Genomic DNA, 25,453 nt, shown 5'->3' on the forward strand with positions numbered 1-25,453 from the left:
TGTGCGGGGATGGGGAGTTGTCCCCATCGACGGTGTTCGTGGGTGCGCCGTAGGGTGGGTGTTGTTCGGGCCGGAGGGGTCCGGTTCTCTCGATTGGCGGAGGTGTGGACGATGGCCGATTTCGGTGCGTCTTATGCGGAGATGGAGCAGGTGGCGTCGTCGCTGTCGCAGGCTCGTGATGACATTCAGGGTCAGTTGGACACGTTGAAGGGTCAGGTGGACACTCTTCTGGGTGAGGACTTCAAGACGCAGCATGCGTCGGGGAAGTTCGGTGAGGGGTACACGGAGTTGACGACGGGTCTGAAGACCGCGGTCGACGGCATCAACGACATGTCCGAGTCGCTGTTGGGCATGATGCGGGCGATCCAGGACCTGGACCAGCAGCTCGCCGGCAGCTGACACACGGCACGGTTTCACGAAGAGGGTCGACCACGACGGTCGGCCCTCTTCGTCGTATGCGCCGCTCTCACACCGAGCGTCCGCGCGGGAGGTCGAGTGCTGCTGGGCGCGCCGACGCCTTCAGTCGCTGCCACGCGTGTCATCGCGTCGCGCGCGGGTCTGCTCCGCCCGCGCCGAGAGCAGCGCGTCGGCCGGATACCCGACCTCGGTGAGGATCAGGCCTCGCGCGGCCAGCACCTTGAACTCGCTCGTCCTCGTCAGCGCGTCACGCAGCACCACCAGGTCGTCCACATCGAGACGCCGCTCCCCCACCGCCACGCAGGCGCCGACCAGTGCGCGCACCATGCTGTGGCAGAACGCGTCGGCCTTGACCTTCGCCACGAGCACGCCATCGGCATCGCGCTCCCAGCGGTAGTCGAGCAGGGTGCGGATCGTCGTCGCCCCTTCCCTGGGCTTGCAGTACGCCGCGAAGTCGTGCAGCCCGATGAGCGTACGCGCGGCGGCATCCATCGCCTGATCGTCGAGCCGCCCGCGAACCGTGGTCGTGTCGTGGCGGCGCAGCGGATCGAAACCGGCCTGCGCGTCGGCGAGACGGTATCGGTAGCGACGCCACACCGCAGAGAATCGGGCGTCGAACCCCTCCGGGGCGATCGACGTCCGCGTGACCGTGACGTCGGAGTAGGCGCCGAGCACGCCCCTCATGCGACCGGCGATGGTCTCCGCGGGCTCCAGCGGCGCGCGTCCCTGCCGGGCCTCGATGCGCGCCCACTGTCTCTCATCCAGGTCGACGTGCGCGACCTGGCCGCTTGCGTGCACACCGGCGTCGGTGCGCCCCGCGACCACGAACTGCACGTCGGATCCGACGATCCGGGCGAGCGCGGCCTCCAACGTGCCCTGCACGGTGCGGAGAGTCGGCTGCTTCGCCCACCCGCGGAAGTGGGTGCCGTCGTAGGCGATGTCGAGCCGGATGCGCACGGAGCAAGCCTAGGACACGCACTTCTCCTCCACCGGTCGCCCCTCAGCGTTCGACGAGGATCCCGTCCTCATCGCTGTAGAGGTGGGCCCCGGGCCGGAACACCACTCCGGCGATCACGAGCGTCACGTCGCGCTCACCCGCGCCGAGCTTGGCGCTCTTGCGCGGATTGGTGCCCAGAGCCTTCACCCCGAGGTCGAGCGCGTCGATGGCGACGCTGTCCCGGATCGCCCCGTTGATGACCACGCCCGCCCACCCGCTCGCAACGGCCGATGCCGCGATCAGATCGCCCATGAGCGCCGTCTCGAGCGATCCGGCGCCATCGACGACGAGCACGGCCCCCTCGCCGGGGCTCGCGAGGACGGACTTCACGATCGCATTGTCCTCGAAGCAGCGGACGGTACGGATCGGCCCGTCGAATGCCGTTCTGCGCCCGAACGAGCGCAACTGCAGCGAAAGGGATTGGATCCCCTCTCCGAGCTGGTCGTAGAGGTCGGCCGTCGCGACCGGCATCCTCAGATGCCTCCGTCGATCGAACGGATCGTCACCGCAGGCTCGTCCGGCACCATCACCTCGGTCTCGCGGTTCAGGCTCTCGCCGCGGAAGAACCGCTTCGACCGCGGGAACAGGTACCAGACGAACATCAGCACCAGGCCGAAGGCCAGCGATCCGACACCGATGACGAAAGTGCCGCCGATGCCGAACAGCACCGTGTAGCCGTAGTCGACGTCCCACATGTCGATCGCCGACTGGAGGAACGCCCACGTGAGCATGAGTCCGCCCAGCAACGGGAACAGGCCCTTGAAGAAGAACTCGCGGGCGGACGACGTCAGGTCCTTGCGGAAGTACCACACGCAGGCGAAGCCGGTGATGGCGTAGTAGAACGCGATCGCGAGACCGAGCGAGAGGATCGAGTCCTGAAGGATGTTGTCGCTGATCAGCGTCATCCCGACGTAGTAGACGGAGGCGACCACTCCCATGACGATCGTCGAGAACGACGGGGTCTTGTAGGTCGGGTGCACGTCCTTGAACTTCGCGGGCAGGGCACGGTAGACACCCATCGCGAGTGTGCCGCGGGCCGTCGGCAGGATCGTGGTCTGGGTCGACGAGATCGCCGAGATGATCACCGAGACCACCAGCACCCATCCGAACGGGCCGAGCAGCCCGTCCTTGATCGCCAGGAAGAAGTCGTCGGCGTTCGCCTCGTTGCCCAGGCCCGTGCCGTCCTCGCCGAGACCCGCGTACATCATGGCCGCGATGGTCACGGCGACGTAGGTGAACAGCAGGATCACGGTCGTCAGCAGCGCGGCACGACCCGGGATGCGCTTCGGGTCCTTGGTCTCCTCGTTGAGAGCGAGGCAGGTGTCCCATCCCCAGTAGATGAACAGCGCGAGCAGGATGGCCTCGGTGAAGCCCGACCAGTCGGTGAACGCGAACGGGTTCATCCACTCCCAGTCGAAGGGGGTCGGGTTCGGGGCGGTGCCGGCGAAGAACTGCCACAGCGCCGCGACGACGAAGATCGCGAGCGCCAGGTACTGGATCCCGAGCAGGATGTTCTGGATGCGCTCGCCGATCTCGACCCCGCGCCAGCTGACCCACGTCATCGCCGCGATGAAGAGCACGGCGACGACCACGACGCGCCAGTCGTTGTTCTCGAGGTCCTGTCCGATCAGCGACCAGAAGTAGACCGAGGCGATCTGGGCGAGGTTGGCGAGCACGACCATGCCGGCGACCGCGACACCCCAACCGCCCATCCATCCCACCCAGGGGCCGAACGCCTTGGTCCCCCAAGTGAAGGTCGTGCCGCAGTCGGGCACCGCGTTGTTCAGCTCGCGATAGGCGAAGGCGATCAGGAGCATCGGGACGAAGGCGATGATGAAGGCGATCGGAGCCTGCGCGCCGACGGCGAGCACCACGAAACCGAGCGTCGCGACCAGCGAGTAGACCGGGGCCGTCGAGGCGAGACCGATGACGGTCGACCCCCAGAGTCCCAGTGTTCCCGCAGCCAGACCCTTGCCGTCGGGTCGTTCCAGATGAATCGGCGTCGTTGCTGCCATGTCAGAACAGTAGAGCCACCACGGTTATCGCGTCAATGGGTTTCTTCGACCATCTGAATCCGAAGCACAAGATGCGCCTTGACGACGGATTCCGTCGATTCAGGTCCTTTCGAGCATGGCGTCAGCATGATCGGCCACCCACTCCATCAGGGGCAGCATCCGCTCCATCAGATCGCGACCGAGCGGCGTCAGGCTGTACTCCACGTGCGGGGGCACGGTCGGGAGCGATTCCCGGTGGACCAACCCGTCGTCCGCGAGCGTGCGCAGAGTGGACGCGAGCATCTTCTCACTGATCCCGCCGACCTCCCGACGCAGCGCACCCCAACGGTGGGTGCCGTCGGACAGGCAGGAGAGCACGAGAACTCCCCACTTGCTCATGATGTGATCGAGGACGACCCGCGTTCCACAATTCTGATCGAAGACGAATGGAGTCGATTCCTTTATCTGCGCGAAACTAACCGTCATGTGGGTACCTTACTTCAAAGTGGGTACCGTCGGATTGGAATGCCGGACGCCCACCCCGGGGTTGTCGAGGGTGTCACCTAAGAAAGGACCCTCATGACCATCCTCGTCACCGGCGCCACCGGCAACCTCGGCCGCCTCATCATCGCCAGCCTGCTCGAGCGCGGAGCCGCTCCGCAGTCGATCGTCGCCGGAGCCCGCGACACGGCCAAGGCCGCTGATCTCGGCGTGCGCGTCGTCCCCCTCGACTACACCGACCCCGCATCCGTCGCCGCTGCCGTCGAGGGTGTCGACACCGTCGTGCTGGTATCCGGATCCGAGGTCGGCCAGCGCGTCGCACAGCACCAGGCGGTCATCGAGGCCGCCAAGGCCGCCGGCGTCTCCAAGTTCGTCTACACGAGCGCCCCGAAGGCGACCACGAGCGACCTGATCCTGGCGCCGGAGCACAAGGCGACCGAAGAGCTCATCGCGGCCGCGGGACTGCCCGCGGTGATCCTCCGCAACAACTGGTACACCGAGAACTACGCCGCCGACCTCGCGCGCGCCGCCGAGACGGGCGTGCTCGCCGCCGGCGCCGGAGACGGACGTGTCGCCTCGGCGAGCCGCAAGGACTTCGCCGAAGCCGCGGCCGCAGTGGCGCTCGAGGACGGGCACATCGGCGAGGTCTACGAGCTGGGCGGCGACGTCGCCTGGAACTACTCCGACCTCGCCGCGGCGTTCGCCGAGGTGACGGGACGAGAGGTCTCGTACGTCCCGCTCGGCTTCGACGACCAGATCGCCGCGCTCCGCGGCGCCGGCCTCGACGAGGGTACGGCCGGATTCGTCGCTGCGCTCGACGCCGGAATCAAGAACGGCGCCCTCGGCGACACCGACGGCACGCTCGCACGTCTGATCGGCCGCCCGACGACCCCGCTCGTCGAGGGGCTGCGCGCCGCCTCCGCCTGATCCCGCGGGGAGACCGCGTGCCGTCGTCCCCCCGGACGGCGGCACGCGGTGGCTTTCCTCGCTGGGTCAGGTCGCCGCGTGCGCTTGCACCGGAACCTGCACGTGAGCGACGGTGAGGGTGATGCTCTCACGGCGGACGCCGCGCTCCGCGAGCACCGCATCGACGGCCGCCTGCACGGCGTGGAGGATCTCCGCCGAACGCGCTGCGGAGTCGACACCGAGGGTCGCCTCGATGACCACACCGTCACCGTTCCCGGCGACGGAGACGATCGGCTCCTCGTTCGTGCGCACGCCGATCGCCTCGGCCCCCGCACGCAGCAGGTTCGAGATCAACGACCCGGACCGATAGACGCTGCGGACGCCCGGCGTCGACCGGACGACCGCCTCGATCGCTGCGGCGAGCTCGCCGCGCTCCTGTGCATCCATCAGCTCTCCCCCGCCCACGACGACACCTCCCGGATGTCTCTGATCGCGATGTCGATCGCGACGACGTTCAACTCGGTGTGTGCACGCAGACCACGATCCACCTCGGCTCGCAGCTCGGCGGCGACCTTCGGGATGGACTGTCCGTGCAGCGCGCTCGCATCGATCTCGACACGGATCGGGGTCCCGGGTCGGGTCACGTCCCCGTCGAGTCGGCACCGTCCGATGAGAAGGCCGGGCACGGCGTTCTCCGCCGACCGGATGAGTCCTCGCACCGCACCCTCGGTGATCGCGAGATCCACCTGCGGATCCGGAGACTCGAACGGGATGCGCCTTCCGGCGCGCGCATCCATGGCGATGCCACTGAGGATGCGATCGACCCAGTTCTCGTCGACCGGAGGTTCGGCAGCGGCTTCCGCAGCGATGAGCTCGGCACCGAGCCCCTGCAGCCGTGTCAGTGCGTCGAGTGCGAGCTGGCAACCGGGAGACTCGTCGATCGAGCGATCTGCGGGCTGTCGCCCCGCATCGAGATAGTCGGTGAGCTCGTCGAGCGTGTGCCCGTCGAGATCGGTCGGTTCCAGGCCGAGCCGGCGGACGTCGGGACTCTCTCTGTCGTCGGTCATCGCCACTCCTCCATCCGTACGATCATGTATTTCCGTGCTCGGGCGAGCAGTCCGCGGGCCGTCGAGACGGGGATGTCGAGCTCCTCGGAGATCTCCTCATAGGAGTACCCGCCGATCTCCCGCAGAACCCAGCACTCGCGCTGCGCATCCGGCAGCTCGCGCAGGGCGGCACCGAGCGCCGCGACGCCCGCGCGCGCTTCGACGACCGCGGTCGGCGACGCGTGCAGCGGGGCGGGACGGTCGATCGAGTCGATGTCCACGGCCGGTCGGGTCGCACGGATGCGATCGACGGCCTTCCGACTGACGATCCGCATCAGCCAGCTCTTCACCTTGGTCGGGTCGTCGAGCTCGCCGAACCGCTGCCAGGCGGTGACGAAGGATTCCTGGACGATGTCGTCGACATCGGCCGATGCGTTCAGCATCCGCTGCGTGTACGCCCGCATCATGGGCGTGTACCTGCGCACGAGAACCGCGAACGCCGCGACGTCGCCATCCATCGCGCGGCCGGCGACGATGCCGTCGTCCGCATGTTCGAGCGCTGTGCGAAAGCGTTCGTCTTCCATCTACCCCACCCCTCGACCCGATCCCCTGAGAGGTTCGGAACAGTCGCCCCACCGGATCGGATCATTTCTCACCCACCTGGGAAGGATCGGGGAGAGGCCGCGCGGCCTCTCCCCGCCTCGTCACTTCTTGAAGGCATCCTTCACGTTCTCGGCGGCGTCGCGGACGTCGCCCTTCGCCTGCTCGGCTTTGCCCTCGGCGACGAGCTTGTCGTTGTCGGTGAGCTTGCCGACGGTCTCCTTCGCCTTGCCGGAGACCTTCTCCGCAGCGGCCTTGATCTTGTCTTCAGCACTCATGGCTTCTCCTTCTCCCATATCGGCCCCGGAGTTCGGGACCGCGTCTTCGACGAGGCGCCCTATGCGGTCGGCGCGTCGTCCGTGTCGTTGTCATCGTCGGAGGGCACGTGCACGTCGTCGATGGTGACGTTGACCTCGACGGCCTGCACGCCCACCAGCTCGACGATGTCCCGGTGGATGGCTGCGCGCACATCGTCGGCGACCTTCTGCAGCGACACCGGATACTCCGCGACGATCGTCACATCGACCGTGATCTGTGCTTCGCCGACCGCGACGCTGATCCCCTGCGAGAGGTCGGTCGTGTTGAGCGCATCCCGAATCGCGCCCACCATTCGCGCGGCGCCCCCGCCGAGCATGTGGACCCCACTGACGTCACGCGCAGCGATGCCGGCGATCTTCGCGATCACCGCATCCTCGATCGTGGTCGTCCCCACTGCAGCCCCCTGCACCGGAGTGACGACCTGGATCTCGGGCTGAATGCCACCCGTCGTGTTCGTCATCGTGAGCTCCTTCATCCGTGTGCCGCCCGCAGTGCGGTGCGCAGGTCGCGGTCGGCGACGCCATCACTAAGACGTATGCCGGAGGGCAGATGTCACAGATCGGTCGAAAAGATTCTCGTGAAGGCTCAACGCACCACTCTCAGTGCACTCCAAGGTTGAGAGTGCAATATTGCACTCCATGAGCGAGAGTGCAGATTCACTGCGGGAGCAACGCAAGCGGGACACCTCCCGCGCCCTCACCGATGCCGCGCGGCGACTGACGACGGAGAGGGGCTTCGCCGGTTTCACGATCGAGGAGCTGTGCGCCGAGGTCGGGGTCTCCCGTCGCACGTTCTTCAACTACTTCGAGAGCAAGGAGAACGCGGTCTTCGGGTTCGCGACGATCGATTCCCGCCAGGAGGCGCTCGAGGAGGAGTTCGCCGCCCGCCGCGGCGACCTCATCGACGACTTCATCCAGCTGACGATCAGCCGCTTCGAGCTCTTCAATCCCGTGGAAGACGCCCCGGCGATGTTCGCCGTGATCGAGCAGGAGCCGCGTCTGCTCAAGGCTGCATTCGAGCAGATCGCGAAGAACGAACGACGCGATGTCGGCCTGATCCTGCGCCGCACTGTCGACGCCGAAGGCTCCGATCAGACCGACGACACGGCCGACGCGGAGTTGCGCGCCGAGGTGGTCGTGCACACCGTCGGCGCGCTCGTGCGCATGAGCATGGACCAGCTCCTGCATCACCAGTCCATCGAGTCGTTCGCCGACCTCATCACCCGACGCCTCGACCTCGCCCGATCGCTGTACGCGCCGTCACAGAAAGCCCACTGAATGTCCGTCACCGCCACGAAGGATGCGCCCTTCCTGCTCACGAAGCGCCGCATCTGGATCATCTTCAGCGCCCTCATCGCGGGCATGCTGCTCTCCAGCCTCGACCAGACCATCGTCTCCACCGCCATGCCGACGATCGTCGGGCAGCTCGGCGGCGTCGACCACCAGGTGTGGATCACCACCGCCTACCTGCTCGCGACCACCATCGTGATGCCCATCTACGGCAAGTTCGGCGACGTGCTGGGTCGGCGCAACCTCTTCCTGGTCGCGATCGCGCTGTTCACCCTCGCCTCGGTCGGCTGCGCGTTCGCCAGCGACTTCTGGATGTTCGTCGTGTTCCGCGCACTGCAGGGTCTCGGCGGTGGTGGTCTGATGATCCTGTCGCAGGCGATCATCGCCGACATCGTCCCCGCCAATGAGCGTGGCAAGTACATGGGACCGCTCGGTGCCGTCTTCGGCCTCTCGGCTGTCGCCGGTCCACTGCTCGGTGGCTACTTCGTCGACCACCTCACCTGGCAGTGGGCGTTCTACATCAACATCCCGGTCGGCATCGCCGCCTTCATCATCGCCCTGGTCGCGCTCAAGCTGCCGAGCAAGAAGGCCGAGAAGCCGATCGACATCTTCGGGGTGATCTTCCTCTCCATCGCCACGACGTGCCTCATCTTCTTCACCGACTTCGGCGGAGACAAGGAGTTCGGTTGGGATTCGCTCGCCACCTGGGCCTGGGGGGCCGGACTCGTCGTCGCAGCGACCGCCTTCGTGATCACGGAGTCGCGAGTGCAGGACCCGATCATCCCGCTGAGCCTGTTCCGCAACCCGATCTTCGTGAACGCCACCGCGATCGGACTCGTCCTCGGAATCGGCATGTTCGCGGCGATCGGATTCGTGCCGACCTTCCTGCAGATGTCCTCCGGCACCTCTGCCGCGGAATCCGGTCTGCTGATGATCCCGATGATGGTCGGCCTGATGGGGACCTCGATCTTCTCGGGCATCGCGATCTCGAAGACCGGCCGATACAAGATCTATCCGATCCTGGGCACGATCATCACCGGCATCGCCATGGTCTCGATGACCACGCTGTCGGCGTCGACCCCGATCTGGCTGATCTGCGTGTTCCTGTTCGTGTTCGGCGCCGGTCTCGGCCTCATCATGCAGGTCGTCGTGCTGGTCGTGCAGAACGCGGTCCCAGCCGGCGAGATCGGCACCGCGACCAGCACGAACAACTACTTCCGCGAGGTGGGCGCCTCCCTCGGCACGGCGGTGTTCGGCACGATATTCACCACGCGGCTCACCGAGAACCTGCTCGGCGTCTTCGCGGGAGCCGGCGCCTCACCCGAGGCGGCCTCCGAGGCCGCGTCGACGATCGATCCGTCGACGCTCAGCTCCCTGCCCGACGAGGTCCGAGAGGGCATCGTCACCGCCTATGCGGACGCCCTGGCGCCGGTGTTCTGGTATCTCGTCCCATTCATCGTGCTCGCGCTCCTGCTCTCGCTGTTCCTCAAGCAGATCCCGCTGTCGGATCAGGCCGGACTGGTCGCACGCGGCGAGGCCATCAGCGGTGACGAGGCGGAGCGGCTGGAGGCCGAGCAGCGCGGGGGCGGACGGTCGGATGCGGCCGTCGCCGACGCCACGACCGATGCCGGGCCGACGGACCCCGGCTCCAGGCCCGTCGCGCGCTGAGCGAGCCGCCCTTGCCCGCCTGGGGCAGGGGCGGCTCTCTGTCAAGGGGCTCCCCTTTCGCGTCCCGATCGAGCAGTGTTCATCGTGGGGGCAGCGAGGAGAATGATGGAGCACGATCCAGACCGGAGATTCACGCTGGTCGAGGTGAGCGCGAGCGACTGGGCGATCCACGATCTGCAGTACCCGGAGAACGACCACCGCAGAGTCGTCTGCACGATCTTCGAGGATGCCCCCACCGAGGTGGAGGTGCTGTGGCGCCGCGACCTCCCGCTCGCCCTGCGGTACTCCTCCGCCGAAGACGTCCTCGAGGCCGTGCGGCGGTTCCAGGACTCCTCCCGTGCAACGCGCCCCATCCCGATCCCCCACCTGCCCCCGGCCCGCGGCGCGCACGGCAGAAGGTCTGCACCACGCTGACACGCCGTGATGATCAGGTGGACGCGATATGTCGGTCTGCGCCAGACTGACGAGCAGTAGGCCGTCCCCCACCTCGCCTGGAGTCCCCGTGTCGTCACCCGCACCCATCGCATCCTTCTGGAAGACCTTCTGGGAGAGGGGCGGCTGGTGGCGAGCCCTCCTGCTCACCGCCGTCTACTTCGCCCTGTTCCAGCTGTTGTCACTGGTCTTCACCCCTCTCGCCGAGCAGGTCCAGGACCCGGCGGGCACAGCCGGTGTCGCGGTGTTCTACCTGCTGCCCGAGATCATCGGAGCCGTGATCCTGGCGCTCTTCACCCTGTCGGTCGGATGGTGGCGCGAGCTCTTCGCGCGGCAGCCGATCCGCGGCCGTGGCTGGATGTGGATCGCGATCGTCGTCGTCCTGCTCTTCAACATCCTCCGGTTCGCCACGATCGACTATGGAGCTGTCGGCGTCGACGTCGTCCTCACGTGGCTGCTCACCGGACTCCTGATCGGGCTGACGGAGGAGGTCCTCACCCGCGGCCTGGTCGTGACCCTGATGCGCAAGGCCGGCTACCGCGAGATCGTCGTCGCGGTGATCTCGGCCACGCTGTTCTCCCTCCTCCACGCGGGCAACCTGCTCTCGGGACAGCCTCTGCTGACCACCGCGATCCAGGTCCTGTACACCTTCGCCTTCGGCATCCTGATGTATCTGGCCCTTCGCGTCACCGGCACGCTGATCGCACCGATCCTGCTGCACGCGAGCACGGACCCGAGCATCTTCCTGCAGTCCGCGTATCCCGCGGACGGTGCACTCACGGCCTTCGCCGCCTTCGGCAACATCGCGGTGATCATCACCGGGTTCGTGCTGATCTTCTTCATCCGCGGTCGCGTCGGCGACGCCCAGCCGTCCTTCTCCGAGACGCGCCCCGCATGACGGCGCCGTCGCTCCGCGTGCAGCCGCGGGTATGGATCGGCCTGGTCATCTGGGTCGGCTACATCGTCGTGGTGTTCGCGATCCAGAAGTCCACGGGGATCCCCTACGACACATGGGGCGACAGTGCCGGCAACCTCTTCTTCGGCGCCGGGCTCTCCCTCATCGTCGCGACGATTCTCCTCGCGATCACCACGAGCCTGCTCGGCTGGTGGGGTCCGGCGATCCACGAGGCGCAGCGCAGCCGTCACACCTGGCCGATCTTCGTACCGATCCTGGTCGCCGTGGCCGCCGTGCTGAATCTCGCCGGTACCGATTGGAGCGCGTACAGCGGTGCGTTCCTCGGCGCTTCGCTCGTGCTCCTCCTGGTCGGCTTCACGGAAGAGATCGTGCACCGCGGACTGCTGCTCACGGCTCTGCGATCCCGGTTCGCCGAGGTCTGGGTGTGGCTCCTCTCCTCGGCCCTCTTCGCGGTGATGCACTTCGTCAACGTGCTTCTCGGCGCACCGTTCGCCGGCACCGTCAGCCAGGTGGGCACCGCCTTCCTCATGGGGACGGCGCTCTACATCCTGCGCCGGGTGACCGGATCGCTCATCTGGGCGATGGTGCTGCACGGCGTGTGGGACTTCTCGGTCTTCGCCGCGGGGGTGGGCACGCCGAGCGGGGTCTCCGTGATCGCCAACCTCCTCTACCTGCTGGTGGGGATCGTCGGTGTCGCGATCGTCTGGGTCGTGATCCGCGGAGTGGACGAGCGCACCCCCGCGCTCGGGTCGGCCTCACTGCAGTAGGTCTGCCTCCGGCCAGTCGGTCACGACGACCTTCCCGATGGTGCGGGACGATTCGACGATCTCGTGCGCCCGACGCATGGTCTCGGCGTTCAGCGGGGTGAGGTGGGTCGTGACCGTGGTGCGGAGGGTGCCGTCGTCGACGAGGGCGGCGACGCTCTCCAACAGGTCATGCTGGTAGTGATCGGCGGGGTCGGTGACCGGCCGGGTGAACATGAGCTCCCAGTGCCAGGTGACGCTCTTCGTCTTGAGCGCGTCGATGCTGCCCCCTGTCTCGTCGATGGAGACCACCTGTCCTCGTGGACGGATGACGTCGGCGATCGCGCGGACGTTGCCGGGCGTGAACGACGTGAACACGTAGTCGACACCGGTCGGAGCGAGCGCCGACACCTCGCTGGTGAAGTCACGGCCGACGACGTGATCTGCGCCCATCTTCCGCACCCACTCCGCCGTCTCAGGCCGAGAGGCCACCGCGACGACCTCGAGACGGGTGAGCGCCTTCGCGAGCTGGATGATCAACGATCCGACGCCCCCTGCGGCGCCGATCACCAGGAGCACGCCCTCGCTCTCGCGGGTGAGGGCGAGGCGGTCGAACAGGCTCTCCCAGGCGGTGATGACGGTGAGGGGCAGAGCGGCCGTCTCGGCCACCGAGAGCGTGTGCGGCGCATGACCCACGATGTTCTCGTTCACGAGGTGGTATCGGGCGTCGGTGCCGGGGCGGTCGATCTGCCCGGCGTAGTAGACGCGATCCCCCACCGCGAAACGCGTGATCTCGTCACCGACGGCGACCACGACTCCCGCCGCGTCATATCCGAGGATCCGCGGCGCACCCGACGTGGGAGCGCCGGCGCGCACCTTCACGTCGACGGGATTCACCGACACGCCCTGCACCTCGACGAGGAGATCTCGACCGACGGGGTTCGGCACGGGAAGCGAGATGTCGCTGAGGGACGTGGGATCGGTCACGGGACGCCGACCGCGGGCGCCGATCGCGGGCATGCGCTTGGGGAGAGGATGCGACGAGGAGGCGGAGTTCGGAGTGTTCATGGTTGTCATGCGCGTCACGCTATCCGAAGCACTCTAGTTACCCGCAAGCGCTCCTGCTATCCAAAAGATACTGGCCTGCATCGTGGAGATGGGCGACCTCGGCGGAGCGTTCCCGCCGCAAGGAGCGCCGAATCGCGATACCCAGCAGCGAGGCTGTTACATTCAACGGCATGCGCGCGGCGAACTCCTCGGTCGGAACAGCGGACCAGGAACGGTCGGATCGGCGCGGACTCGCGGTCAGCCTGTGGATCCTCATCCCTCTGATCCTCCTCGTGACGTACTTTGCGCAGATCCTCGAGTCGTTCAGCGCTGTCGGCTGCGAAGGCGACTGCGATCTGGATCTCGCCTTCGGCGCCCGCGCCGCTTATCCGTGGGCGATCGGGGCCTCGGTCCTCGCGGCGGTGGTCGTCGCCGTGGTGTCCCGACGCACGAGGAAGCCCGCGTACTGGGGCCCGTTGCTCGGCGTCGTCCTCGTCCTGCTGTCGGCGATCGTGACCAGCATCCTGTTCCAGGTCGGCCTGGCCCCGATGCACGAGCGGAACGACCGGATCGCGAGCGGCGAGATTCCGGTCGAGACGCCACCGCCGCTCCCCGACCCCGTCGGAGACTGGGAGGCGAGCGTCGGCGGCACCCCGTACCTGCGGTTCTCCGCCGACGGCACGGTTGACGGCAACGACGGATGCAACGACTTGAGCGGCCGATGGACGCAGGACTCCTCCGGCAGGATCGACCTGGAAGCGCTCATCCCCCAGACGACGAACGTGTGCGACGGCGTCGACACCTGGCTGAGCGTCGGTCGCTCGGCCGACATCGTCGACGGGTACATGTACGTCAACGGCGATATGGACTCACCCATCGGAGGCCTGCAACCGGCGCGCTGAGGCTCGGATCGCACCCCGGGAACCAGAAAAACCCCGGCGAACCGGGGTTTCGTTCTGTAGCAGGAGCGGGGCTTGAACCCGCGACCTCACGATTATGAGTCGTGCGCTCTAACCAGCTGAGCTACCCTGCCGCGAGGCATCCGTCCGCGTGAGAAGAATGCTTGCGAGCCCCGAGTCAGGATTGAACTGACGACCCCTTCCTTACCATGGAAGTGCTCTGCCACTGAGCTATCGGGGCGTGCTGCCCCTCGCGGGGCAACCGTACGAGAATACCATCACTGTGGCGTCCTCATGAAATCGAGCCGGTCAGTACGACGTTCGACCCGCGTTCTCCTTGAGCCACGGCATCGGGTCGATGGTCGATCCGTTGACGATGAGCTCGAAGTGCAGGTGGGCGCCGTAGGAACGGCCCGTGTTTCCGGTCTTGCCGACGACAGTGCCGACCGTCACCGTGTCGCCGGCCTTGACGTTCAGAGACCCGTACTGCATGTGCGAATAGTGGCTCGTGATGACCTGGCCATCGATGACGTGGTCGATGTAGACCGTGACACCGAAGGCACCGCCCTGTTCGGTCGCGATGCGGACCGTGCCGTCGGCGATGGCCTGGATCGGCGCGCCGTTGCCCGGCACGAAGTCGATGCCCTCATGGAGGCGGCCGCTGCGCATGCCGTAGCCGTAGCTCATACCCACGCCGACGAGGAACGGCCACTGGATCGCGGCGTCGGGGTCGTTCGTGAAGATCTCGCCCGAATAGTTGATGCCCTGCTCCGCGGCGACCTCGGCGAGCGAGACCGTGCTGAAGTCATCGGCGCGGGTGAGCGCCTCGCTCTCGACACCGGATGGCGCGACGAACGCCTGGATCTCACCCTCGGCCGTGTCCTTCGCTTCTCCGGCGGAGGACGACACCAGCGACATCGATGCCGCCGAAGCACCCTGCACGCCGGCGACCGCCTCGGCGGGGAGCGTCATGGACACCGCGAGGAGACCGGCGAGGCTCATCACCCCGACGGTCGCGCTGAGAGTCACGGCCTTGCGGATGTTGCGGGGACGACGGGCGGCCACATGCATGGCGGCGACGGGCTCGTCGTCGGAGGCGCGCGCCGACTGCGCCCGCGCACGGTCGGCTGCGGAGACGGTGGGAACGGAACCGGTCACACGGAACGCGCGGGACGCACGCTCGAACGCGTCGGCGTCGTCGCCGGGCACGTCGGGAACATCGGCGATGATCTGCTCCGGGTTCGGAGCGATGAAGGGCTCGACCAGCGGCTCGGCGGCGACGTCGTCGGCCGTGGGGCGCTGACGGGCGGCACGCCGGGAAAGCGGGGCGACAGCGGCCAGGGCGACGGCAGTGGCGTCGACCGCGGCAGTGGGGGCGGCGGCAGTGGGCGCGGCGGCGGATTCGGCGGCAGAGATGGGTGCCGTCGGTCCCGCCGCGGGGGCCTCAGAGGCCGCAGTGCGGAGTCGGCTGGACCGGCGCGTGGGCGCAGAGGCAGCCTGGGAAGTCTCGAAGGGCAAAGCGTTTCTCTCGGTCGTGCGTCAAGCTCGGGGGGCGCAAACTTTGACTTTCACCTTCGGGTGGCGAAAGTAACGATCGCATAAACCATATCTCGATCAGTCTGGGAATGCCATGAATCGTTCAATGTTTCTGGTCGAGGATGGCGCGCAGTCGCGAGTGCACTTCCACCCCGCCCGCGAGCAGCATCGGACGCGGGGAGTCGATGTCGATGCGCGACACCACGCCACCCGCTTCTTCGACGAGGAGGGCGCCGGCGGCGAAGTCCCACGGACGAAGCCCCCGCTCGAAGTATCCGTCCAGTCGCCCCGCCGCGACGAAGGCGAGGTCGAGCGCTGCGGCTCCCATGCGTCTCAGATCCCGGGCCATCGGCATCACCCGCCCCACGGTGGCGATGTCGCCCTCGTGCGTGGTCGGGTCGTAGCCGAACCCCGTGGCGAGCAGCGCTCCGGCCGGGGTCTCTCCGGTCACCTCGAGACGGTCGCCGTTCGACCACGCGCCCTGGCCGCGGGCGGCCGTGAACATCTCGCCGAGCGCGGGGGCGTTGACCGCACCGGCGAGTGCTTCCCAGGTCTCCGGATCGGGATCGCCGCGGACGGCGGCGATGCTCACGTTGTACGCCGGGATGCCGTATGCATAGTTGACGGTGCCGTCGATCGGATCGACGACCCACGTGATCCCGCTGCTGCCGGCCTCGGCACCGGTCTCCTCCCCCAGGAAACCGTCGTCGGCCCTCGCGGCCCGAAGGCGTTCGCGGATGAGCGCCTCGACCTCACGATCGGCTTCGGTGACGATATCGGCCAGCGACGACTTGGTGGCCGCCAGACGTACCCCCTCCTGTCGACGCGTGCGCGCGAGCCGTCCGGCTTCTTCCGCGATCTCACTCGCGAGCTCGAGGAGCTCGAGCTCGAGTTCGAGTGTCACTGGGCAGGCCGCTGCGGGGCGGGGGGAGGCGGAGGGAAGGCCGGCAAGGTCTCCTGCGGAGGAGCCGTCGGCTGCGCGGCCGGCGCCGGTGGCACCGGATGCTCTCCCGGAGCCACCTGCGGCGAGGCGACCGGTTGCGTGAACTGCGGAGCAGCGGGCTGTGGCGATGTGGGCTGTGGCGATGTGGGCTGTGGCGCGACCGGGAAACTCGAGACCGGCGCTGCGGCGAGCGCCTGCTGCGGCGGCACGACGGTCGGGTAACCCGTGTAGTAGGCGTTCCAGTCGGGCGATGCGTCGGGAAGCGCCGGGAGCGGGGTGATGCCGTCTGCGTAGGTGGGCCAGGACGGCGGCGAGGCCACAGCGCGATCGGCGGGCGTCTTCTTCTTGGGAGCGAAGAGCGCGTTCAGCAGTGGGATCAGCGTCGTGCCGACGGCCACCAGGATCGTCAGCGCGACCACGATACGCCAGTAGAGCTCGCCGTAGTGGAACGTGTTCGGGAACGCCAGGAAGAACACGAGCATGCCGACGAGGCCAGCGAGGAACGTGATGGTGACGATGTAGATGACCCGCGTGAATGTTGTGACGTATCGCTGCGCCGCGGGAGTGAACAGGCGCACGTGCAGCAGGGCGAGCTGAAGGATGCCGATCACGAGGAGCAGCTGGAAGAAGCGCTCGGCACCGAAGTAGAAGCCGTCTTCCGGCAGCCAGATCTTCACGGCTCCGACGAGGAGCGCGATGATCCAGCTCACCATGCTCGCCAGCTGGAGCCAGTCGGGACGGTTCGGCGCGAGACCAGCTTCGAGGATCGCGATGCCGGCGAACGCTGCGAGCAGCAGAATCGTGAGGAACGCCCGGCCGATCAGACCATCTTGATCGCCGATGAGCACCCAGATGACGCACACGAGCGCCGCGGCGATCAGAGCCCCGATGGCGATCCACAGGGAACCCCTGATGAGCAGCGACATGTTCTTCTTCTCACCCTGCGTCTGATGCGTGGTGATGTCCGGCTGGGACATGGCGATCCTCTCGTCGTGCGGCGATGCCTTCATCCTGCCACGCGCGCCCGCAGATGCCACGGGCGCCGCCCTCGTCGCCGAAGACCTTTCCCGATCTCTGCCTCTGTGGAGGAGAGGTCAGCCGGCTTTCTTCGCCGATGCTGCGGCGAAGGCTGCGACTCTGGCCTGCGCATCCGGCGTCTCCAGGGCTGCTCCGATCGAACGCGCCTCCTCACTCAGTTGCTCGACGAACGTGCGCTCCGGCTGCGATCGCACCAGCCGCTTCGCCTGGCCGTAGGCGTCTGCGGCGCCCGCCAACCAGAATCGCGCGATCTCCTCACCGCGAGCACGCACCAGTTCCGCCTCGGAGACGGCGTCCGCACCTTCGACGGCCTCGGCGACGAGACCCCAGTCCACAGCCTCCGCCGACGACAGCAGTCGATCCTGCAGCACGAGCTGCAGGGCACGGCGCTGACCGACGGCACGGGCGAGCTGAGCGGAGACCGACAGATCCGGGGTCAGACCGATGTTCGCGTAGAGGCTGCCGAGCTTCGATCGCGAGCCGACCACGGCATAGTCGCTGCACAGCAGAATCCCCAGACCGCCGCCGGCCGTGGTGCCGTGGGCAGCGGCGACGACGGGCACCCCCGATTCCGTCAACGAGCGGATGCCGGCGTTGATGACCTCGGCGAGCGCGGTGATCTCTGCGCCGGAAGCCCCCATCGTCGTCGCCATGTCGATCACATCGCCCCCGGCGCAGAAAGCGGGACCGACGGCATCGATCAGGATCGCCTTCACATCGGATCTCGACGTCGCCTCGGCCGTCGCGTCCTTCCAGGCGTGCGCGAGGTCGGCGTTGAAGGCGTTGAGGCGAGCGGGGCGGTTCAGCGTCAGCTGTGCCAATCCCTCTTCGACGGCGAACAGGATGGCATCACTCATGGCTTCTCCTTCGAGCGCAGGACGTGTGGGACCAGCGTAACCGCGATCAGACCCGCTCCCAGACCTGCGAGACGAAGCTCTCCATGCGGCGACGCGTGCCGTCGAGGCGGAAGTCGACCTGCCCCGGAGTCCTGACCTCGTTCGGTGCGAGCGGGTGGGCGAGACGCACGTTCTCGTGGCAGGAGAGGTCGGCGCACATGTAGGTGCCGAACGAGTCGCCGCGCTTCCCCGCCTCCCCCGCCCGACGTGCGGAGAGGAGCGCGACCTGATTGCCGGGCTGCATCGTGTGACAGATGTTGCACATGCCCGAACGCGCACGTCCGGGATCCGTCGCGCGCAGCACGATACCGACGATCTCCTCGTCGTGCGGGATCAGCACATAGCCACGGCGACTCGCGCCGGGATCCTGCCAGGCGAAGAAGTCGAGATAGTCCCAGTCGACGAGGAGGAAGTCGTGCGGCATCTCCATGAGGCGCAGTTCGTCGGCATCCGCATTGACGAACGAGGCCCGGACTTCGGCTTCGGTGAGCGGTCGCATCAGTCCAGTCTATGAACCGTTCGCACTCGCGGGGCCACGTCACATCCGCCGCATCGTGACCATCGAGAAGACCGTCTCGAACAGCTGAGCCGCGAACACCGATGCCCAGACGGACGCCGCGAGAAGAAAGACGACCTGGATGGCGATCATCACGATCAGCGGTGCTGACCCCCGTCCTCCCCGTCGACGGACCACGACATGACGACCGATCACGTAGACGAGAGAGGACAAGAAGGTCCACGCCCAGGGGAAAGGTCGGGAGAACCCTCGGCCGGCGAGCTCGCGGGCATCGAGGGCGGCGAACCAGACGGAGAGCCCGTAGATCGTCCAGCCCGACAGCGTCAGGACCAGGTACCACGGCGTGAGGAAGGCGTTGATCTCCGCGGCGATGAATCTCTCCACGTCGAGGGACGACGAGCCGTCCAGCGGGACGACGGCGAGCATGTCGAACATCCCCTGCTGCATCTGCACCAGGTATCCGATGGCGGCGATCGCGCTGAGCACCGGGAGGAGCACGATCAGCCACACCCATACGGTGTTCGCGCTCGTTCCCTCCGGGACCGACGGGGACTCCCCCGACGTCACGGGGGTCGGCGCCTCGCCATCCCATCGGGATCCGTCCCACCATCGCGTCGCACCCTGGTCATCGGTGTACCACCCGGCGGGGGCGCTCATGATCGCTCTCCGAGGTCGACGCGGGCGCGGATCGTCTGGAGCATGTGACCACCCTATTCATGGTGGCGGCGTCCGGGGGCGGGGATGAGAGAAGGCCCCCGCGGTGATCGCGTGGGCCTTCGGATTTCCGCAGTCTTCCGCGGAGGTGATGGATGGTGGCGAGTGAGGGATTCGAACCCCCGAATGCAGAGCAGTCTGATTTACAGTCAGATCCCTTTGGCCGCTTGGGTAACTCGCCAGAGCGCACCCGTCCGACTTCGACAGCCAACCGGGGGCACGAGAGACAAGCATACCTGTCGGAGGCGGGTGCAAGAAATCGGACCGTCAGCTGCCACTCACGCCGCGACCGGAGGCCTCCAGCGACTCGGGCGTCCGCAGGAGTCCGCCCTCTGCGCGACAGGTCGCGGCGGCGACATCCATCGCGCGCAGCAGCAGTGCGCGCCACTCCCCCAGGTCGGACGGAGACGCTGTGACCAGGCCCTCTGCGACGGCGGCGAGAGTCGCATCCCCCGCTCCGACGGTGTCGATCACCGCGCCGGGAAGCTGCGCGATGGGGGCGGAGACGATGCCGGCATCCGCGTCGATCGTGGCGCCGTCGGCACCCGCGGTCGCGAGGACGGCCGCAGCACCGAGGTCCCGCAGGCGCGCGCGCAGCGCGTCGAGGTCACCGTCGTAGAGGATCGCCGCATCATCCGCACCGACCTTGACGATGGCAGCCGAAGCCACGAGCTGTTCGAATCCGCGGACGAACTCCTCCCGGTCGCTGAGCATCCCGGCGCGCGGGTTGGGATCGATCGCGACGCGTGCGTCTCCCAGGGCATCGCTCAGTGCGTCGACCTCTGCCGGCACATCGAAGGGGAAGCAGCTGATCGCGACGAGCCCGGCGTCGGCGATCGCCTGACGAGCGTCGTCGGAGTATCGGATGCTGCGTCTCTGGGCGGCCTCGTTGAAGACGTACTGCGGTTCGCCGTCGGCCGCCCGCTGCACGATCGCGCGGGACGAGCCGAGGGGGGCCTCACTCCCTATCAGGCGCACACCGTGGTCGGACAGGTACTCGCGGATGTGCGCGCCTGCCTCGTCCTCCCCGACCATGGCGATCAGCGTCGTCTCGACTCCCAGCCGCCGCAGTCCGACGGCGACGTTGAGTGCCGCACCGCCCACGAGCTCGCGGACGCCGGAATCGTCGCGGATCTCATCGATCAAGGCATCGCCGATCACGACAACGGAACCGGCGGAAGAAGTCTGATTGCTCACCCGCCGACACTATCGTGGCGCCGTGCACCGACGGGCTGCATCGCGTTCCTCTCCCGTCGCGCCGCCGACGAGCAGTACGGTGTGGACATGAAGCCCCGACTCGCCGGCGCTGCCGCCGCGTTCCTCCTCCTCGTCGTTCTGACGGCCTGCACCCCGCAGGCAGGCGATGGCGGGGACCCTTCGCCCAGCCCCACGGAAGGCCACACGGCAGGCAGTGAGGAGACCAGCACCCCGTCGCCCACCCCCACCCCGACGACCGCTCCCGTCGCCCTGCCGACCGACTGTCGTGCGATCTTGTCGGAAGCCGTGCTGGCCGAACTCGGCGACATCCCTCTCAACGACGCCGCCTTCGGGCCTTCGGGAGTGGGCGCTGACGGTGCCCTCACCTGCAATTGGGCGGACCCGCGTGCAGACACCACGCGACTCACGACGACGATCTCGCGGATGAACCGCGGGCCCGCGCTCGACAAGCTCAATGCGCTCGCCGACGACGAGGGCTTCTCCTGTTTCACGCCGGACGGCGGCACGCGCTGCGAGAAGACCTGGCCGAACGAGCAGTACCCCGTGACCGACGGCCGCACGCTGTTCTGGCGTGATGATGTGCTCATCGACACGCGCTACACGAACCTTGCGCCGACCGGTTACACCTCGAGCATCGTGGAGCACATCTTCGGCTGACGTCCAACGCGCTCCGCGCGTGTCAGGGTCCTCCGCCGACTGCACGGCTTCTCGACGAGTGCACGGCTCGGCGACACACGTCACCCGTGCGCTCGGCAGCTTCCCGTGCACTCGCGCCACGTCGCACACCGCCGGGCACGCAGAAGGCCCCAGGCGAGTCGCCTGGGGCCTTCTGCGTCATTCAGTACTCAGTACTGCGGCTCTCGCCTCGATCAGTTGTAAGTACCGGGGGTGATGTCGTCCGTCGAGAACGCGTCGAAGTCGACGTAGCCGAAGTCACCGTCGGCGTACGCACCGTCGGATGCGAAGATCCGGTTCGGGTAGCGCTCGCTCTTGGCTTCCTCGGTGGCCTCGACCGTGACGTCGCGGTACTTCGAGAGACCGGTTCCGGCGGGGATGAGCTTACCGATGATGACGTTCTCCTTGAGACCGACCAGCGGGTCGCGCTTGCCCTGCATCGCAGCCTCGGTGAGCACGCGGGTCGTCTCCTGGAAGGAGGCGGCCGACAGCCACGATTCGGTCGCGAGCGACGCCTTCGTGATACCCATCAGCTCCGGACGGCCGGACGCGGGACGCTTGCCCTCTGCCACAGCCTCGCGGTTGATCGACTGGTAGCGCTTGAGGTCGACCATCTCACCCGGGAGCAGGGTCGTGTCGGCGTGATCGACGACGGTGACCTTGCGGAGCATCTGACGGACGATGACCTCGATGTGCTTGTCGTGGATCGGCACACCCTGCGAGCGGTACACGCCCTGGACGCCGCCGACGAGGTAACGCTGCACCTCGCGAGCACCCATGACACGCATGATCTCCTTGGGGTCGAGCGTGCCCACCAGGATCGGCTGACCGACCGTGACGTGCTGCCCGTCCTCGACGAGAAGCGTCGCACGCTTCAGCACCGGGTAGATGACCGGCTCGTCACCGCTGTCGGGCGTGAGGATGACCTTCTTGCCCTTGTCGGTCTCGTCGATCGCGATGCGGCCATCGGCCTCGGCGATCGGCGACGCGCCCTTGGGGGTACGCGCCTCGAAGAGCTCCTGCACACGAGGAAGACCCTGCGTGATGTCATCCGCCGATGCCGAACCACCCGTGTGGAAGGTACGCATCGTCAGCTGGGTACCGGGCTCACCGATCGACTGGGCCGCGATGATGCCGACGGCCTCGCCGATGTCGACGGTCTTGCCGGTCGCGAGCGAACGGCCGTAGCACTGCGCGCAGACACCGACGGCGGAGTCGCAGGTCAGGACCGAGCGCACCTTGATGCTCTCGACACCGAGCCCGACGAGCTTGTCGATCAGCACGTCACCCACGTCGTCACCGGCCGAGGCGAGAACCTCGCCCGACTCGCTCACGACATCGGAGGCCAGCGTACGAGCGAACACCGAGTTCTCGACGTTCGCGTCGCGCACGAGCTCACCCTGCGAGTTCGGAGCGGCGATCGGGAGCTCGAGGCCCTTCGACGTGCCGCAGTCCTCTTCGCGGATGATGACGTCCTGCGAGACATCCACCAGACGACGGGTCAGGTAACCCGAGTCGGCGGTACGCAGAGCGGTGTCGGCCAGACCCTTGCGGGTACCGTGCGTCGCGATGAAGTACTCCGCAACCGACAGACCCTCGCGGTACGAGGAGATGATCGGACGCGGGATGATCTCACCCTTGGGGTTGTTCACCAGACCACGCATACCGGCGATGTTCCGGATCTGCAGCCAGTTACCACGAGCACCCGACGACACCATGCGGTTGATGGTGTTGTCCTCGGGGAAGTTCGCCTTCATGGCGGCCTGGACCTCGTCGGTGGCCTCGGTCCAGATCTTGATGAGCTCCTGGCGACGCTCGGAGTCGGTCGTCAGACCCTTCTCGTACTGCGACTGGACCTTCGCGGCCTGCTTCTCGTAGCCGGCGACGATCTCCGCCTTGTTCGGCGGGGTGAGGATGTCGCTGAGGGCGACGGTCACACCGGAGCGCGTTGCCCAGTAGAAGCCGGCGTCCTTGATGCGGTCCAGCGAGGCAGCCGTCTCGACCTTGGGGTACTCCTCGGCCAGCTTGTTGACGATCTGCGACAGCTTGTTCTTGTCGGCCTGCTCGCGGACGAACGGGTAGCCCTTGGGCAGCGTGTCGTTGAAGATCGCCTGACCCAGCGAGGCGTCGACGAGACCGTGACGCTCGTAGCCCTCGGGAGCTTCGCCCTCGAGGAAGGTCAGACCGGGGATGCGGATGCGGATCTTCGCCTGCAGGTCGAGGGAACCCTCGTCCTTGGCCAGGATCGCCTCGCCCACGGAACCGAACGCACGACCCTCACCGGCAGCACCCTCCTTGACCGTGGTCAGGTGGTGCAGACCGATGATCATGTCCTGCGAAGGCAGGGTGACCGGACGGCCGTCAGACGGCTTCAGGATGTTGTTCGACGCGAGCATCAGCACGCGGGCCTCGGCCTGAGCCTCCACCGACAGCGGCAGGTGGACAGCCATCTGGTCACCGTCGAAGTCGGCGTTGAACGCCGCGCAGACGAGCGGGTGCAGCTGGATGGCCTTGCCCTCGACGAGCTGAGGCTCGAACGCCTGGATGCCCAGACGGTGCAGGGTGGGTGCACGGTTGAGCAGCACCGGACGCTCGCGGATGATCTCCTCGAGCACGTCCCAGACCTCAGGACGGGTGCGCTCGACGGCGCGCTTGGCCGCCTTGATGTTCTGCGAGTGACCGAGGTCGATCAGTCGCTTGATCACGAACGGCTTGAAGAGCTCCAGAGCCATCTGCTTGGGCAGACCGCACTGGTGCAGCTTCAGCTGCGGGCCGACGATGATGACCGAACGGCCCGAGTAGTCGACACGCTTTCCGAGCAGGTTCTGGCGGAAACGACCCTGCTTACCCTTCAGCATGTCGCTGAGGGACTTCAGGGCACGGTTGCCGGTACCGGTGACGGGACGACCACGGCGACCGTTGTCGAACAGTGCGTCGACGGCCTCCTGCAGCATGCGCTTCTCGTTGTTGACGATGATCTCGGGGGCACCGAGGTCGATCAGACGACGAAGACGGTTGTTGCGGTTGATCACACGGCGGTACAGGTCGTTCAGGTCGGAGGTCGCGAAGCGGCCACCGTCGAGCTGGACCATCGGGCGCAGCTCCGGCGGGATCACCGGGACGACGTCGAGGACCATCGCGGCCGGGCTCATGCCGGTCTCGAGGAACGAGCTGACGACCTTGAGGCGCTTGATCGCACGGATCTTGCGCTGGCCCTTGCCCTCGGAGATCTGCAGACGCAGGTTCTCCGCCTCGGCGACGAGGTCGAACGCCGCGAGACGACGCTGGATCGACTCGGCGCCCATGTAGGCCTCGAAGTACTGGCCGAAGCGGTCCTGCAGCTCGTGGAAGACGTCGTCCTCCGGGCGCAGAGCACCGACCTCGAGGGTGCGGAAGTCCTCCCACACGCGCTCCAGCTTCAGGATCGCCTCGTCGGCACCCTTGCGGATGAGCGACATCTCCTTCTCAGCGGCGTCCTTGACCTTCTTCTTGGCGTCGGCCTTGGCACCCTCTGCCTCGAGGGCAGCGAGCTCCTCCTCCAGCTTGGCCAGGCGCTCCGCGATCTTGGCATCGCGGCGGTCGCCGAGCGTCTTCAGCTCGAGGCGGATGTTGTTCTCCTGCGTGCCCAGGTCGCGGTGACGAGCTTCCTCGTCGACCGAGATGACCATGTAGGCGGCGAAGTAGATGACCTTCTCGAGGTCCTTCGGCGCCATGTCGAGCAGGTAGCCCAGACGCGAGGGCACGCCCTTGAAGTACCAGATGTGGGTGACGGGAGCGGCGAGCTCGATGTGACCCATGCGCTCACGACGGACGGAGCTCTTGGTGACCTCCACGCCGCAGCGCTCGCAGACGATGCCCTTGAAGCGGACGCGCTTGTACTTGCCGCAGGCGCACTCCCAGTCGCGGGACGGGCCGAAGATCTGCTCTCCGAAGAGACCATCCTTCTCCGGCTTCAGGGTGCGGTAGTTGATGGTTTCGGGCTTCTTGACCTCGCCGTAGGACCACGCGCGGATGTGGTCTGCGGTCGCCAGGCCGATGCGAAGCTCATCGAAAGTTGTGGACTCGAGCACTAGTTCTCCTGTGTCGGAAATTCTTTTTGAGAAGTCTGCTTCGGTGGGCCCGGAACGCGTGTCCCGGGCCCCC

General features: G+C 67.1%; 27 protein-coding genes and 3 tRNA genes. 9 read left to right on the forward strand and 21 right to left on the reverse strand.

The window, feature by feature from the left end:
• The first annotated feature begins 111 nt into the window (after nt 1–111).
• Nucleotides 112–399 (forward strand): WXG100 family type VII secretion target, encoded by a 288-nt coding sequence (locus GZ64_RS0108280; RefSeq protein ID WP_028501988.1) that lies wholly within the window; start codon nt 112–114, stop codon nt 397–399.
• Nucleotides 400–519: 120 nt separating this feature from the next.
• Here the strand turns inward: GZ64_RS0108280 and truA are convergent, their stop codons facing one another.
• From truA to GZ64_RS0108300, 4 genes are all read right to left on the reverse strand, one after another.
• Nucleotides 520–1,374, reverse strand: a complete 855-nt coding sequence (gene truA / locus GZ64_RS0108285; RefSeq protein ID WP_029265888.1) for a tRNA pseudouridine(38-40) synthase TruA — start codon at nt 1,372–1,374, stop codon at nt 520–522.
• 43 nt (nt 1,375–1,417) lie between these two features.
• Nucleotides 1,418–1,885, reverse strand: coding sequence for a ribonuclease E activity regulator RraA (gene rraA / locus GZ64_RS0108290; RefSeq protein ID WP_029259832.1), 468 nt, complete (start codon nt 1,883–1,885; stop codon nt 1,418–1,420).
• A gap of 2 nt (nt 1,886–1,887) precedes the next feature.
• Nucleotides 1,888–3,429 (reverse strand): APC family permease, encoded by a 1,542-nt coding sequence (locus GZ64_RS0108295; RefSeq protein ID WP_021199044.1) that lies wholly within the window; start codon nt 3,427–3,429, stop codon nt 1,888–1,890.
• 99 nt (nt 3,430–3,528) lie between these two features.
• A complete protein-coding gene (locus GZ64_RS0108300) occupies nt 3,529–3,894 on the reverse strand; it encodes a winged helix-turn-helix transcriptional regulator (protein WP_021199043.1) in 366 nt (121 codons plus the stop codon).
• A gap of 93 nt (nt 3,895–3,987) precedes the next feature.
• Here GZ64_RS0108300 and GZ64_RS0108305 point away from each other — a divergent pair, with 93 nt between their 5' ends.
• Nucleotides 3,988–4,836 (forward strand): SDR family oxidoreductase, encoded by an 849-nt coding sequence (locus tag GZ64_RS0108305; RefSeq protein ID WP_029265890.1) that lies wholly within the window; start codon nt 3,988–3,990, stop codon nt 4,834–4,836.
• A gap of 66 nt (nt 4,837–4,902) precedes the next feature.
• On the opposite strand, the gene GZ64_RS0108310 is transcribed toward GZ64_RS0108305, so the two are convergent.
• The 5 genes from GZ64_RS0108310 to GZ64_RS0108330 form a co-directional block, all read right to left on the reverse strand.
• Complete coding sequence (locus GZ64_RS0108310; protein ID WP_029259830.1) at nt 4,903–5,262, reverse strand: hypothetical protein; 360 nt, start codon at nt 5,260–5,262, stop codon at nt 4,903–4,905.
• Complete coding sequence (locus GZ64_RS0108315; protein WP_021199040.1) at nt 5,262–5,882, reverse strand: Asp23/Gls24 family envelope stress response protein; 621 nt, start codon at nt 5,880–5,882, stop codon at nt 5,262–5,264. The genes GZ64_RS0108310 and GZ64_RS0108315 overlap by 1 nt, the downstream gene beginning before the upstream one ends.
• Nucleotides 5,879–6,445 (reverse strand): RNA polymerase sigma factor, encoded by a 567-nt coding sequence (locus GZ64_RS0108320; RefSeq protein WP_021199039.1) that lies wholly within the window; start codon nt 6,443–6,445, stop codon nt 5,879–5,881. The genes GZ64_RS0108315 and GZ64_RS0108320 overlap by 4 nt, the downstream gene beginning before the upstream one ends.
• 120 nt (nt 6,446–6,565) lie before the next feature.
• Nucleotides 6,566–6,739, reverse strand: coding sequence for a CsbD family protein (locus GZ64_RS0108325; RefSeq protein ID WP_029259828.1), 174 nt, complete (start codon nt 6,737–6,739; stop codon nt 6,566–6,568).
• A 59-nt stretch (nt 6,740–6,798) separates the two neighbouring features.
• Nucleotides 6,799–7,239, reverse strand: coding sequence for an Asp23/Gls24 family envelope stress response protein (locus GZ64_RS0108330; protein ID WP_231479852.1), 441 nt, complete (start codon nt 7,237–7,239; stop codon nt 6,799–6,801).
• 178 nt (nt 7,240–7,417) lie between these two features.
• On the opposite strand from GZ64_RS0108330, the gene GZ64_RS0108335 reads away from it, so the two are divergent.
• The 5 genes from GZ64_RS0108335 to GZ64_RS0108355 all read left to right on the forward strand — a co-directional run bounded on the left by GZ64_RS0108335 (nt 7,418) and on the right by GZ64_RS0108355 (nt 11,851).
• Entirely contained in the window at nt 7,418–8,056 is a 639-nt protein-coding gene (locus GZ64_RS0108335) for a TetR/AcrR family transcriptional regulator (RefSeq protein WP_021199036.1), read from the forward strand.
• A complete protein-coding gene (locus GZ64_RS0108340; protein WP_029259825.1) occupies nt 8,057–9,736 on the forward strand; it encodes an MDR family MFS transporter in 1,680 nt (559 codons plus the stop codon).
• A gap of 105 nt (nt 9,737–9,841) precedes the next feature.
• Entirely contained in the window at nt 9,842–10,150 is a 309-nt protein-coding gene (locus GZ64_RS0108345) for a hypothetical protein (RefSeq protein WP_029259824.1), read from the forward strand.
• 88 nt (nt 10,151–10,238) lie between these two features.
• Nucleotides 10,239–11,066, forward strand: coding sequence for a CPBP family intramembrane glutamic endopeptidase (locus tag GZ64_RS0108350; RefSeq protein WP_029265894.1), 828 nt, complete (start codon nt 10,239–10,241; stop codon nt 11,064–11,066).
• Nucleotides 11,063–11,851, forward strand: coding sequence for a CPBP family intramembrane glutamic endopeptidase (locus GZ64_RS0108355; protein ID WP_021199032.1), 789 nt, complete (start codon nt 11,063–11,065; stop codon nt 11,849–11,851). The genes GZ64_RS0108350 and GZ64_RS0108355 overlap by 4 nt, the downstream gene beginning before the upstream one ends.
• On the opposite strand, the gene GZ64_RS0108360 is transcribed toward GZ64_RS0108355, so the two are convergent.
• Nucleotides 11,840–12,904: a zinc-binding alcohol dehydrogenase family protein gene (locus GZ64_RS0108360; RefSeq protein WP_231479853.1), complete on the reverse strand. Its 1,065-nt coding sequence runs from the start codon at nt 12,902–12,904 to the stop codon at nt 11,840–11,842. The genes GZ64_RS0108355 and GZ64_RS0108360 overlap by 12 nt on opposite strands.
• A gap of 161 nt (nt 12,905–13,065) precedes the next feature.
• On the opposite strand from GZ64_RS0108360, the gene GZ64_RS19435 reads away from it, so the two are divergent.
• On the forward strand, nt 13,066–13,776 hold the full coding sequence (locus GZ64_RS19435; protein WP_051667903.1) for an META domain-containing protein: 711 nt from the start codon (nt 13,066–13,068) through the stop codon (nt 13,774–13,776).
• A 57-nt stretch (nt 13,777–13,833) separates the two neighbouring features.
• Here the strand turns inward: GZ64_RS19435 and GZ64_RS0108370 are convergent.
• The 10 genes from GZ64_RS0108370 to GZ64_RS0108415 all read right to left on the reverse strand — a co-directional run bounded on the left by GZ64_RS0108370 (nt 13,834) and on the right by GZ64_RS0108415 (nt 20,614).
• Nucleotides 13,834–13,907, reverse strand: a tRNA-Met gene (locus tag GZ64_RS0108370).
• A 35-nt stretch (nt 13,908–13,942) separates the two neighbouring features.
• A tRNA-Thr gene (locus GZ64_RS0108375) sits at nt 13,943–14,014 on the reverse strand.
• A gap of 68 nt (nt 14,015–14,082) precedes the next feature.
• Nucleotides 14,083–15,291, reverse strand: coding sequence for a M23 family metallopeptidase (locus GZ64_RS0108380; RefSeq protein WP_029265902.1), 1,209 nt, complete (start codon nt 15,289–15,291; stop codon nt 14,083–14,085).
• Between the two features lie 121 nt (nt 15,292–15,412).
• Entirely contained in the window at nt 15,413–16,213 is an 801-nt protein-coding gene (locus GZ64_RS0108385; protein ID WP_029265904.1) for an inositol monophosphatase family protein, read from the reverse strand.
• On the reverse strand, nt 16,210–17,229 hold the full coding sequence (locus tag GZ64_RS0108390) for a hypothetical protein (protein ID WP_051667904.1): 1,020 nt from the start codon (nt 17,227–17,229) through the stop codon (nt 16,210–16,212). The genes GZ64_RS0108385 and GZ64_RS0108390 overlap by 4 nt, the downstream gene beginning before the upstream one ends.
• A gap of 117 nt (nt 17,230–17,346) precedes the next feature.
• The gene (locus tag GZ64_RS0108395) at nt 17,347–18,147 is read right to left on the reverse strand and encodes an enoyl-CoA hydratase/isomerase family protein (protein ID WP_029265908.1); all 801 of its coding nucleotides are present in this window, start codon (nt 18,145–18,147) and stop codon (nt 17,347–17,349) included.
• A gap of 46 nt (nt 18,148–18,193) precedes the next feature.
• Complete coding sequence (locus GZ64_RS0108400) at nt 18,194–18,685, reverse strand: FBP domain-containing protein (protein ID WP_021199015.1); 492 nt, start codon at nt 18,683–18,685, stop codon at nt 18,194–18,196.
• A gap of 39 nt (nt 18,686–18,724) precedes the next feature.
• A complete protein-coding gene (locus GZ64_RS19440) occupies nt 18,725–19,360 on the reverse strand; it encodes a DUF2510 domain-containing protein (RefSeq protein WP_051667905.1) in 636 nt (211 codons plus the stop codon).
• 153 nt (nt 19,361–19,513) lie between these two features.
• Nucleotides 19,514–19,598 (reverse strand) — tRNA-Tyr (locus GZ64_RS0108410).
• Nucleotides 19,599–19,684: 86 nt separating this feature from the next.
• Complete coding sequence (locus GZ64_RS0108415; RefSeq protein ID WP_029265913.1) at nt 19,685–20,614, reverse strand: PfkB family carbohydrate kinase; 930 nt, start codon at nt 20,612–20,614, stop codon at nt 19,685–19,687.
• 87 nt (nt 20,615–20,701) lie between these two features.
• Between GZ64_RS0108415 and GZ64_RS0108420 the strand changes: the two genes are divergently transcribed.
• Nucleotides 20,702–21,292, forward strand: coding sequence for a hypothetical protein (locus tag GZ64_RS0108420; RefSeq protein ID WP_029265916.1), 591 nt, complete (start codon nt 20,702–20,704; stop codon nt 21,290–21,292).
• A gap of 212 nt (nt 21,293–21,504) precedes the next feature.
• Here GZ64_RS0108420 and rpoC read toward each other — a convergent pair whose 3' ends face one another.
• The gene (gene rpoC / locus GZ64_RS0108425) at nt 21,505–25,380 is read right to left on the reverse strand and encodes a DNA-directed RNA polymerase subunit beta' (RefSeq protein ID WP_021199011.1); all 3,876 of its coding nucleotides are present in this window, start codon (nt 25,378–25,380) and stop codon (nt 21,505–21,507) included.
• Nucleotides 25,381–25,453 lie beyond the last annotated feature (73 nt).

The organism is Microbacterium sp. Cr-K32, assembly GCF_000708345.1.
Taxonomy (GTDB): Bacteria; Actinomycetota; Actinomycetes; order Actinomycetales; family Microbacteriaceae; genus Microbacterium; species Microbacterium maritypicum_A.